Source organism: Caballeronia zhejiangensis (assembly GCF_022879815.1).
Classification (GTDB): domain Bacteria; phylum Pseudomonadota; class Gammaproteobacteria; order Burkholderiales; family Burkholderiaceae; genus Caballeronia; species Caballeronia zhejiangensis.
In genome coordinates this window covers 1,544,951-1,556,056 of sequence record NZ_CP084283.1, presented here as the reverse complement: position 1 = coordinate 1,556,056, position 11,106 = coordinate 1,544,951, and the positions used below count along the sequence as shown (strand labels likewise).

General features: G+C 64.1%; 12 protein-coding genes. 8 read left to right on the top strand and 4 right to left on the bottom strand.

Annotated elements, in window-relative coordinates; genetic code table 11:
- The first annotated feature begins 195 nt into the window (after positions 1 to 195).
- The 4 genes from LDZ23_RS07505 to LDZ23_RS07490 all read left to right on the top strand — a co-directional run bounded on the left by LDZ23_RS07505 (position 196) and on the right by LDZ23_RS07490 (position 3,555).
- The gene (locus tag LDZ23_RS07505) at positions 196 to 1,164 is read left to right on the top strand and encodes a 2-hydroxyacid dehydrogenase (RefSeq protein WP_034473440.1); all 969 of its coding nucleotides are present in this window, start codon (positions 196 to 198) and stop codon (positions 1,162 to 1,164) included.
- A 103-nt stretch (positions 1,165 to 1,267) separates the two neighbouring features.
- The gene (locus tag LDZ23_RS07500; protein ID WP_034473442.1) at positions 1,268 to 2,359 is read left to right on the top strand and encodes a LacI family DNA-binding transcriptional regulator; all 1,092 of its coding nucleotides are present in this window, start codon (positions 1,268 to 1,270) and stop codon (positions 2,357 to 2,359) included.
- Positions 2,360 to 3,151, top strand: a complete 792-nt coding sequence (locus LDZ23_RS07495; protein WP_034473443.1) for a YhfC family intramembrane metalloprotease — start codon at positions 2,360 to 2,362, stop codon at positions 3,149 to 3,151.
- A 38-nt stretch (positions 3,152 to 3,189) separates the two neighbouring features.
- A complete protein-coding gene (locus LDZ23_RS07490) occupies positions 3,190 to 3,555 on the top strand; it encodes a DUF3022 domain-containing protein (RefSeq protein WP_008349491.1) in 366 nt (121 codons plus the stop codon).
- Between the two features lie 6 nt (positions 3,556 to 3,561).
- Here LDZ23_RS07490 and LDZ23_RS07485 read toward each other — a convergent pair whose 3' ends face one another.
- On the bottom strand, positions 3,562 to 3,990 hold the full coding sequence (locus tag LDZ23_RS07485) for a PGDYG domain-containing protein (protein WP_034473473.1): 429 nt from the start codon (positions 3,988 to 3,990) through the stop codon (positions 3,562 to 3,564).
- Positions 3,991 to 4,108: 118 nt separating this feature from the next.
- Positions 4,109 to 4,627: a Spy/CpxP family protein refolding chaperone gene (locus LDZ23_RS07480; protein WP_034473444.1), complete on the bottom strand. Its 519-nt coding sequence runs from the start codon at positions 4,625 to 4,627 to the stop codon at positions 4,109 to 4,111.
- A 160-nt stretch (positions 4,628 to 4,787) separates the two neighbouring features.
- Between LDZ23_RS07480 and LDZ23_RS07475 the strand changes: the two genes are divergently transcribed.
- The 3 genes from LDZ23_RS07475 to LDZ23_RS07465 all read left to right on the top strand — a co-directional run bounded on the left by LDZ23_RS07475 (position 4,788) and on the right by LDZ23_RS07465 (position 7,504).
- Positions 4,788 to 5,678, top strand: a complete 891-nt coding sequence (locus tag LDZ23_RS07475; RefSeq protein ID WP_034473445.1) for a LysR family transcriptional regulator — start codon at positions 4,788 to 4,790, stop codon at positions 5,676 to 5,678.
- Between the two features lie 111 nt (positions 5,679 to 5,789).
- Entirely contained in the window at positions 5,790 to 6,245 is a 456-nt protein-coding gene (locus tag LDZ23_RS07470; RefSeq protein WP_008349499.1) for an Lrp/AsnC family transcriptional regulator, read from the top strand.
- Positions 6,246 to 6,394: 149 nt separating this feature from the next.
- Entirely contained in the window at positions 6,395 to 7,504 is a 1,110-nt protein-coding gene (locus LDZ23_RS07465) for a saccharopine dehydrogenase family protein (protein WP_034473448.1), read from the top strand.
- Here the strand turns inward: LDZ23_RS07465 and LDZ23_RS07460 are convergent.
- Both LDZ23_RS07460 and LDZ23_RS07455 read right to left on the bottom strand, forming a co-directional pair.
- Entirely contained in the window at positions 7,501 to 8,079 is a 579-nt protein-coding gene (locus tag LDZ23_RS07460; protein WP_008349502.1) for a P-loop nucleotide/nucleoside kinase family protein, read from the bottom strand. The genes LDZ23_RS07465 and LDZ23_RS07460 overlap by 4 nt on opposite strands.
- Before the next feature lie 31 nt (positions 8,080 to 8,110).
- Positions 8,111 to 9,424, bottom strand: coding sequence for a cation:proton antiporter (locus LDZ23_RS07455; protein ID WP_034473451.1), 1,314 nt, complete (start codon positions 9,422 to 9,424; stop codon positions 8,111 to 8,113).
- 238 nt (positions 9,425 to 9,662) lie between these two features.
- Between LDZ23_RS07455 and LDZ23_RS07450 the strand changes: the two genes are divergently transcribed.
- Positions 9,663 to 11,045 (top strand): FAD-containing oxidoreductase, encoded by a 1,383-nt coding sequence (locus LDZ23_RS07450; protein WP_034473475.1) that lies wholly within the window; start codon positions 9,663 to 9,665, stop codon positions 11,043 to 11,045.
- The last annotated feature ends 61 nt before the right edge of the window (positions 11,046 to 11,106 follow it).

Sequence of the window (11,106 nt, the reverse complement as noted above, 5' to 3'; positions counted from 1 at the left end):
TGTGACCGCGGGCGTATCGGAAGCTGCTTTCTTTGGTTGCTTTCTTTACACAGGACCAGAGTAAGCGCTAAAGCGCTAACTCTGGTCGACGGCAAAGAAAGTGACTGCCGCCCCGCACAGGGGCAGTGCCAATAGACCGACACGAAAACGGGATTCCACAGAAGCCCGAGCCAACCAACCCAGACAAAGCAAACCATGACCAAAAAAATCGTAGCCTACAAGGCGTTGCCAAGCGACGTAGAAGCCTATCTCCGCGCCCACGCGGAAGTGGTGAACATCGATCCGAAAAACCACGCCGCATTCGTGGAAGCGCTAACAACCGCCGACGGCGCCATCGGTGCGAGCATAAAGATCTCCCCCGACATGATCGAAGGCGCCCACCGCCTGAAAGCACTGTCGACGATCTCCGTAGGCTTCGACCAGTTCGACGTGCAAGACCTCACCCGCCGCGGCATCGTGCTTACGCACACGCCGGACGTGCTCACCGAATCCACCGCCGACACGGTCTTCGCGCTGATCCTCGCAAGCGCGCGCCGCGTCGTCGAACTCGCCGAATGGGTCAAGCAAGGCAACTGGAAGGCAAGCATCGGTGAAGCGTGTTTCGGCGTCGACGTGCAAGGCAAGACACTGGGCATCGTCGGCCTGGGACGCATCGGCGGGGCCGTCGCACGGCGCGCGGCGCTCGGCTTTCGCATGAACGTGCTCTACACGAATCGCAGCGCGAACGAGCAGGCCGAAAAGGAATACGGCGCAAAGCGTGTCGAGCTCGACGAACTGCTCGCGCAATCCGATTTCGTCTGCCTGCAAGTGCCGCTCACGCCGGAAACGCGCGGTCTCATCGGGGCGAACGAATTGCAGAAAATGAAACGGAGCGCGATTCTGATCAACGCCTCGCGCGGACCGACCGTCGATGAAAACGCGCTCGTCGATGCGCTAAAAAACGGCACGATCCGCGGTGCAGGCCTCGACGTGTTCGAGCAGGAACCGCTTCCCGCCGACTCGCCGCTGCTCGCGATGAAAAACGTCGTCGCACTGCCGCATATCGGCTCGGCTACGCACGAAACGCGTCACGCGATGGCGCGAAACGCCGCGGAAAATCTCATCGGCGCACTGAACGGCACGCTCACGCAGAACATCGTCAATCCCGACGTGCTCGCGCGCTGAAACCGTGGGTCGCCCGGTCATGCGCTAACATGCGCGATGCGAGGAGAACGATAATGACGGCATCGCGACTCGCTTCACGGCGAAGCGCGCGCCCACGACCACTATGTCCGACGACCCCACATTGACGAACCGCCCGCCTGCATTCGGCGCGCGCCGCGCGACCATCACCGATGTCGCCCGCGAAGCAGGCACCGGCAAGACCAGCATCTCGCGCTATCTGAACGGCGAGCTCGGCGTGCTGTCGCCCGATCTGCGCGAGCGCATCGAGGCGGCCATCGCCAAGCTCGACTATCGGCCGAATCAGATGGCGCGCGGCCTGAAGCGCGGCCGCAATCGTCTGATCGGCATGCTGCTCGCCGACCTCACGAACCCGTATTCCGTCGAAGTGCTGCAAGGCGTCGAAGCAGCGTGCCACGCGCTCGGCTATATGCCGCTCATCTGTCACGCAGCCAACGAGATCGACATGGAGCGGCGCTATCTGCAATTGCTGACGACGTATCGCGTCGAAGGCGTCATCGTCAACGCGCTCGGCGTGAAGGAAGAACTGCTGCAAGGCTTTGCGCGCGGCGGCATTCCGGTCGTGCTCGTCGATCGCTCGGTCGAAGGTTTCATCACCGACATGGTCGGGCTCGACAATCCCGCCGCCGTGCAGATCGCGACGCGTCATCTCGTCGACGAAGGTTTCGACGAGCTGCTGTTCGTCGTGCAGCCGGTCACGCATGTCAGCTCGCGGCGTCTGCGCGAAGCCGCGTTTCGCGAAACCGTCGCGGCGCTCCATGCAAGCGGCTCGACGCTCGTGATCGATCTCGCCGATGCGGCGCCCGCGCTCGCGGAACTCGACACGCGCGTCACGGCGGCGAAAGCCGCGGGCAAGCGCGTCGCGCTCTTCGCGGCGAACGGGCCGGTCGCGCTGCGCGTCGCGGTGCATCTGAAGGAACGCCACGGCGCGGACTGGCAGGCGAGCGTCGCGCTGATGTCGATCGACGATTCCGAATGGGCGCAGCTCGCCGGCATGACGGCGGTCCGCCAGCCGACGTACGATATCGGCCGGCGCGCGGTCGAATTTCTGCATGAGCGTCTCGGCGGCGCCGCGATGCCCGCGCGCGAATGTCTGCTGCCGGGCGAACTCGTCGTGCGCGCATCGACGACACGCGCGAATCACAACGACGAGCAACAAGCTTCGCAAGGAATCTGAATGATCAGTGTTACGACGTTGCTGAGCCTCGCGCTCGCGACGCTCATCATCGCGGCCATGCCCATCGTGCTGTACAGGAAGCTGCGGCCGCGCTTCGCGATCGTGCCGCGCTACGCGATTCTCGGCATCGCCGTGTTCGCGCTCTTCGCGATGGTCATCGAACGCGCGCTGCACGGCTTCATGCTGAGCAATCCCGTCACGTCGGCGTGGCTCGTCAATCCGGCCGTGTTCGTCGTTTATGGCGCGCTCGCGGCGGGGCTGTGCGAGGAAGTCGGACGCTTTCTCGCGATGAAATGGCTCATCTCGCGCGAGCCTGACGCGCTCGACCGGCACGGTCCGGCGCTCGGCTACGGCATCGGGCACGGCGGGGCGGAGGCGTGGATCGTCGGCGTGCTCGTGCAGGTGCAATGGATCGTCTATGCGGTGCTCGCGAATCGCGGCACGCTCGACGCGCATTTCGCGACCGCGCCGCTCGAAGCGATCGCGCGCATTCATCTCGTGCTGATGAGTCTGTCGCCGGTGTCGGCGGGCATCTTCCTCGTCGAGCGTGCGAGTGCGTTCGTGCTGCAACTCGGCTTTTCCGCGCTGATGTGGCAAATGCTGCGCGAGCGTTCGCGCCACGCGCTCGCAGTCCTCGTTGCCGCGCATGCGCTCGTCGGCTTGCCAGCCGCGCTTTTTCAGGCGCGGCTCGTGCCGCTCATCGCCGCCGATGCGGTGTATCTCGTGCTCGGCGCGATCGTCGCGGTGGCGCTCGTGCGCTACTACCGGCGAGCCGCCGCCCGCGGCGGTTGAGCGCATCCGCGCCTGCCTGAATCAAATATCGACATCGAATGGACGACTATCAATACGACTGCCCGAGCGCGGATATCGACATGCTCGCGCATGTGATCTGCGATCTCTTTCCCGAGCAGACGCAGTTCGCCGAACGCAAGGACGATGAAGGCCGCACATCGCTCGTGATTCATTACGTGGCGATGCGCTTCGGTTCGAGCGCGCGGCGCATCACGATCGACGTGCGTTTCGATCCGGCCGCGCTCGCGCGTTATCGCGCATTGCCGCCACGCATGCACGCGCGCAGTTACGCGGTGCTGCGTGCCTATGTGGAAGCGACGCTCGGATCGCTCGAAGAGATGTACGCGGACGGCCAGACCGTGCCGCGCGAAGTGGACATCGAGATGGGCGAGGACTTCGCGTGAGCGCGCTCAGGCTTCGCGATAGACCTTCGCGAAGCGCGCTGCCTTCACGACGCCGAAATCGCCCGGCGCGTATTGCATGACCCAGTCGCCGGCAGCGCCGGTGAGGGTGTCGCCTGCCGCGGATCGCGCGATCGAGAAGGGTTCGTGCATCTGCTTCGCGAGCACGACGTTCGGACGGTTGCGATAGATGCCCGCCTCGCCGTGCGCGATGCCGCCTTCCGGCACGTACTTCGGATCGAAGCGTTCGCGCGACACGACCCAGCGCTCGCCGCTGGAAGCGGTGACGATCGCATCGCCGCTTGCATAGCGGTTCGGCCCTTCGAGGCTCATGAGTTCGCCCGCGGCAGCCGCGAATTCCACGGTGACGGCTTCGTCCTTCACGACGCGGCGTGCGGCGGGATCGGTGGCGAGATCGAGTTGCGAAAGATGGAGCATGGTGCGATCGGCGAAGATGGTGAGGGAGCGGATCGTAACGGCATTCGCGTCATTTTGCACTCGGCGGACGCAAAAAAGCCCGCATCATGCGATGCGGGCTTTCCGATCCGGCGCTCGTTCAGGGCTTCGTCGTCGATGCCGCATCCGCGCCCGCCGCGCGCGAACGATGGTGCGCGCCGCCGCGGCGCGCCTTGCCGTGCTCCGAGCGGAAGCTCGTATCGGCGAGTTTCTTCTGCTCGGGCGAAAGGCTCGCGTAAAGCGGCTCGAAAGCTTCGACGAGCCGCTTCGTGCCGTCCGCGTTGGCTTGCGTGATCTGCTCGTATTGCTTCATGTCGTCGAGCGCGGACATCGTGTCGCGCTGGGCGATGCGCTGGCGGTACAGATCGGCCATGGTGCGGCCGTTGTCGCGCATTACATCGGCGAACTTCGACCACTGCGCTTCCTGCTGCGGCGTGATCTTGAGGCTCGAATGCAGTTCCGCGATACGCTCCTCGACGCGCGCCTCGCGCTTGCTGGCGGCCGGTGCGGACGCAGCGTCCTGCGCGGCGGGCGCCGATGCGGCCGTGGGCGCCGAACTCTGCGCGAAAACCGGGCTCAGTGCGCAGAAAGCGGCCAATGCAACGAGTGTTCTTTTCATTCAAAGTACCTTCGATCGATATAGGAAGCGGCGTGCTTCGTAAGCTGCATGCAAAGCAGCGAAGATCACGCCATCGGCGGATATTAGTATCACGATTGCATGCGGATTCGCCCGCATTGCCACAACTGCTTACATTCGAAACGTCTCTGGAAAAAACGCAGTGGATACCTTGTTGAGCATGCGGGTCTTTGTCGCGATCGTCGAGGCGGGCAGTCTGAGCGCCGCGGCCGAGCGCTTTTCGATCTCGGCGCCGATGGCGGGCAAGCACTTGCAGGCGCTGGAGGCGCGGCTCGATGCGCGTCTCATTGTCCGCACGACGCGTCGTCAGAGCCTGACCGAGATCGGCCGTGAATATTACGAACGCTGCCGCCGCATTCTCGCGGAAGTCGATTCTGCCGACACCCTCGCCGAATCGATGAGCGCGACGCCGCGCGGCGTATTGCGCGTCACCGTGCCGCTGACTTACGGCGTGCAGTTCGTCACGCCCGCCGTGACCGAGTTTCTCGCGGCGTTCGCGCAGATCAGCGTCGAGCTCGATCTGACCAACCGCATGGTCGATATCGTCGAGGAAGGATTCGACGCCGCCGTGCGTATCGGCACGCTCGCCGATTCGAGCTTCGTCGCGCGGCCGCTCAAGCCGTATGCGATGACGGTATGCGCGTCGCCTTCCTATCTTGCGCGCGCGGGCACGCCCGCGACCCCCGCCGATCTCGCGAGCCACGAGTGCCTCGGCTTCTTGCATCTCGGCCGCGAGGCGAGCTGGCGGCTCGAAGGCGAGGACGAGGCGATGCATGCGCGCCGCACGCAGTCCGCGCGCTTTCGCACGAATAACGGGCAGGCGCTCAGGAAGGCCGCGCTCGCCGGCTTCGGCCTCGTGCTTCAACCGCATGCGCTCGTCGAAGACGAACTGAAGAGCGGCGCGCTCGTCGCGGTGCTCCAGGACTTTCTGCCGAAGCCTTCGCCCGTTCATCTCGTCTATCCGCGCGATACGCGCGCGACGCCCAAGCTCGCGAGTTTCGTCGATTTCATGGTGACGAAGCTCGGTGTCTGACCGGCGTTCGTATCGCAGCGTCTCGGCGATAATGCAAACACAAAATGCCGGATGCCAGATGGCATTCAAAACGCATAAACCAAAACACAAAACGCCAAGGACGACGCCCACATGAGACCGCCGCGCCTCGATCAGCTCGACGACATCGATCGCAATCTCGTCGCGCTTCTGCAGATGAACGCGCGCGAGAGCGTCGCGAATCTCGCGCGGCAACTGGGCGTTGCGCGCACGACGGTGATCGCCCGCATGGCGCGGCTCGAAAAGAACAACGTGATCGCGGGCTACGGCGTGCGGCTCGGCCAGGATGTGCTCGACGCGAGCATTCAGGCGTACGTCGGCATCAAGCTCACGCCGAAATACGGCCGCGATCTGCAGAAGCGCTTCGCACGCATGCCGGAGATTCAGTTGCTCTGTGCGGTGAGCGGCGAATTCGATTACGTCGCATGGCTGCGCGCCGATTCGCCGGACCGCCTGAACGACCTGCTGGACGAGATCGGCGTGCTGGAAGGCGTCGAACGGACGACGACGTCGATTATCCTCGCGCGCAAGATCGATCGCGCCGGTTGAGACTCGACGATACAAACGGGATCGATCGATCGTCGAAACGACGAAAACCGTCGTCGAAGCGCATCATTTTGCGTCTAGGATCAATATTCGCGCGCTCCTAAACTGTGTGAACAGGTGTATCGGCTAACTCGCACATACAGGAGACGAATATGAAAGTGGCCCTCGTCGGCGCCGGACTGATCGGTCAAAGCATTGCGCATTTGCTGCGTGAAACGGGGGATTTCGACGTCGTCGCCTTCGATCGCGACGAACACGCGCTCGCGCTCATCGATGCGCAAGGCATCCCGACGCGCCGCGTCGATTCCGCCGATACGCCCGCGCTTCGTCAGGCGCTGATCGGTTTCGACGCGCTGATCAATGCGCTGCCGTATTACCTCGCGGTCAACGTCGCATCGGCGGCGAAAGCGGCGGGCGTGCATTACTTCGACCTCACCGAAGACGTGCGCGCGACGCACGCGATCCGCGCGATCGCCGACGACTCCGAGCTCGCGTTCATGCCGCAATGCGGTCTTGCGCCGGGCTTCATCGGCATCGTCGCGCACGATCTGGCGAAGCGTCTCGACGACGTGCGCGAAGTAAAGATGCGCGTCGGCGCGCTGCCCGAGTTTCCGACCAATGCGCTGAAGTACAACCTTACATGGAGCATCGACGGGCTCATCAACGAGTATTGCCAGCCGTGCGAGGCGATCCGCGAAGGCCGCACGCAATGGGTGCAGCCGCTCGAAGGCGTCGAGCATTTTTCGCTCGATGGCATCGAGTACGAGGCGTTCAATACATCGGGCGGGCTCGGCACGCTCTGCGAAACGCTTGCCGGCAAGGTCGAGACGCTCGACTACAAATCGGTGCGCTATCCGGGGCATCGCGATCTGATGAAGTTCCTGCTCGACGATCTGCGTATGTCCACCGATCGCGACGGTCTCAAGACGATGCTCAAGCGCGCGGTGCCTTCGACGGCACAGGACGTCGTATTGATCTTCGTCACGGTGACGGGCATGCGGCGCGGGCAACTCGTGCAGGACGTGTTCACGCGCAAGATCTTCGCGAAGGATGTGTGCGGCGTGCCGATGAGCGCGATCCAGATCACGACCGCCGGCGCGATCTGCGCGGAACTCGATCTCTTCCGCGAAGGCGTGCTGCCGCAGAGCGGCTTCGTGCGTCAGGAGCAGGTGCCGCTCGACGCGTTCCTCAACAACCGCTTCGGCAAGCTGTACGAAGGCGCCAACGCGGTCGCGACGGCACGCCAGCTCGCGGCGGCTTAAGCGACGAGGCGCGCGACCAGTTCGCCGCCCGCTTCACCGGATGGCGTCGTGTTGTCGAACATCACGAGCGTCCGCGCGAGCGCTTCATCGGGGACGAAGAGGCGCTTGCGATATTCCTCCCAATGCGCGAGCTTGTACGCATCGTTCGGATCGCCGCGCGCAACGATCCGTTCGCGCGCCACATCTTCATCGACATGCACCCAGACGACGCTTATGGCGACATCGTCATCGATGCCGAGCCACGCGCGATCGAAAAGGCGTCCATTGCGCACCTCGCGCGTCAGCGGCGCGACGATCACGACGCTCACGCCGAGCGCGAGATTTTCGGCGGCGGTATCGATGAGACAGCGATACTCCGGATCGCGAAAATGTTCTATGAAAAGCGGGCTGTCGCGATCGTGCGGATCGCCGGTGAGCGCGCCGATCGCCGCGGCGCTGTATGCACCGTAGAGCGTGTCCTTGTCGAGCAGGCAGAAGGGCTCGCCAGTCGCATGCATGAGCGGCGCGAAGAGTTGCTTCGCGAGCGTCGTCTTGCCGGTGCCGGCATGACCGCAGAAGAAAATCAGATGCTTCACGCCGGGTCGGTCCTGGATGATAGTTGCATCGCTAAATATCGGTTCGCGCGCGCTGATATCGCTTCATGAGCGGCGTCGCGGTGATGCCGTGCACGATGACAGACGCAGCGATCGTCGCGATGACGAGCGGCACGAGCGGCGCGGCCACGTCATGCGGCGCTTGCTCGAGTGCAAAGAGCAAATAATAGAACGAGCCGACGCCGCGTATGCCGAACCAGCTCATGAGACGTCTTTGCGCGCCCGTCGCCTGCGAGCCGATGAGCGACGCCTCGACCGCCGCCGGCCGCAGCACAAGAAAGAGCGCGACGATGAGCGCGCAGGTCCGCCACGAGAGCAGTTCGCGCCACATCGTCGCGAGCACGGCACCGACCATCAGCATGATCGCCACTTCGGCGATGCGCTCCAGTTCGATCGTGAAGCCGTGCACGCGCTCGGCCATGAAGGCGTGCGCGCGTTCGGGATCGGCTGCGGCGGCGCCGACGTCGTCCGCATCGATCTTGCCGACCGCCTGGCGCGGGGACTTGTCGCCGCTTTCTTTTTGCTCGACGCGGCGCATGGAGAGACCGGCTGCGAAGACCGCGAGAAACGCGTACGTGTGCAGCAATTCGGCGACGCCGTACGACAGCGCGATGAGGCCGAGCGCAAAGAAACCTTCCGGTCCGAGCGCCTGCCCGTGGCGCGTGCGCAGATACGCGACAAGCCGCACCGACAGCGCGCCGAGCAGCCAGCCGCTCACGAGCGCGCCCGCGATGCCCCATATCGCCTGCAATGCGAAGTTCCAGTGCAACGCTTCGCTTGGCGACGCCTCGAAGCGGCACACCGCGATGCCGAGCAGCGCGAAGGGCAGCGCGATGCCATCGTTGAGTCCGCCTTCGCCCGTCAGCGAAAAGCGCAGCAGGTCGACGTCGCCGGGCGTCTCGACCTGAACGTCATGCGCGAGCACGGGATCGGTCGGCGCGAGCATCGCGGCGAGCAGCAGCGACGGTCCCCAGCTGAGACCGAGCACATAGACGCCGAAGAGCGTGAGCGCGGCGACGGTGAGGATCATGGCGACGAAGCCCAGGCGTACCGGGAGAAGCCAGATGCGATCGGTGGGCGGCACGCGCAGCCGCAGGCCGATCGCGAATAGCGACACGAGCATCGCCACTTCGGTGATGCGCCGGAGGACCGTTGCTTCGGTCGCGAGGTCGAGTGTCAGCAGATTGGCGAGCGCGGGACCCATCGCGAAGCCGATCGCCAGGTAGCACATCGCGGTGCTGACCGGCAGGTGCTTGAACGTCGAACTGGCGAGGCCCATGAAAATGAGCACGCCGCCGACGACGAGAAACCACATCGTCTCGATCATGAATGCCTTCGGACTTCATATGCTGATGGTTGAGCGGACCGCGCCGCGATGCGCGGGACGTTCTGTTCGGACGCAGCACGCGCCGTGCCCGTATCCGAATCACGCGCTTCGGGCAGCGCGCCTGCCTGTTCGCCGACTTGCGCGTAAGATGCATTCGGTTCCCGCATGGGCATTCTTCATCCGCTTCATTCGCACGGTCTTTTGCGTTACGAATGCAAAAAACCAGGGGAGAACGAGCATGTCACAGCACTTCGACGCAGTCGTGATCGGTACGGGGCAGGGCGGTTCGCCGCTTGCCGTGCGGCTCGCGGAAAGCGGCAAGCGCACGGCCATCATCGAGCGGCATCTTTTTGGCGGCACCTGCGTGAACGTCGGTTGCACGCCGACCAAGACTTATGTCGCGAGCGCGCGGGCCGCGCATGTCGCGCGCACGGCGGCGCAGTACGGCGTGATGATCGGCGGCGACATCCGCATCGACATGGCGCGTGTGAAGGCGCGCAAGGACGAGGTGATCGGCGGCTCCCGCACGGGCATCGAGAAATGGCTGCGCGGCACGCACAATCTCACGGTCTTCAAGGGACACGGGCGCTTTACAGGGCCGCGAGCGCTGTCCATCGAGGCGGCCGACGGTTCCACGCAGGAGATCGACGCCGACCTCATCATCATCAACACGGGAACGCGCGCGGTGGTGCCGAAGGTCGATGGGCTCGAACGCGTCCCGTATCTGACCAACTCGACGATTCTCGAACTGACCGAAGTGCCGGAGCATCTGGTGATTGTCGGGGCGAGTTATATCGCGCTCGAATTCGGGCAGATGTTCCGGCGCTTCGGCAGCCGCGTGACCTTGCTCGTGCGCGGCGAGCGGATCCTCACACGCGAGGACGAGGACGTCGCCCGCGCGATGCAGGACGTGTTCGTGCGTGAGGGCATCGACTTTCGCTTCGGCGCGGAGATGTCGCGCGTGGAGCCGATGGCGGGTGGCGTGCGTATCGTCAGTGGCGATGAGGTCATCGATGCATCGCATCTGCTGTTCGCGACGGGCCGCACGCCGAACACCGACGATCTCGGTCTGGAGCATGCGGGCATTGCGGTGAGCCGGCACGGCATGATCGATGTCGACGGCCAGTTGCGCACCAAAGTCGATGGCGTGTATGCGCTCGGCGATGTGAACGGGCGCGGCGCGTTCACGCATACGTCGTGGAACGATTACGAGATCATCGCTTCGAATCTGCTCGACGGCGAATCGCGCAGCGTCGATACGCGCATCATGGCTTATGCGGTTTTCGTCGATCCGCCGTTCGCGCGTGTGGGGATGAGCGAGGAAGACGTGCGCAGGGACGGACGCGAGGCGCTTATCGCGACGATGCCGATGTCGCGGGTGGGGCGCGCTCGGGAGCGCGGTGAGACCGATGGCTTCATGAAGGCGCTCGTGGATGCGCGGACGAAGCGGTTCTTAGGGGCGGCGATTTATGGCATCGAAGGGGATGAGGCCATTCATGCCTTCATCGACATCATGAATGCGGATGCGCCCTATACGACGTTGCAGCGGGCGATGCATATTCATCCGACGGTGAGTGAGTTGATTCCTACTTTGCTTGAGGGGTTGACGCCTTTTGAGTGAGTTTTTCTTTGTTTTCGCCGGATCCCGTGTTCTTAGTGGTCTAGTGGCGTTGCCCCTGTGC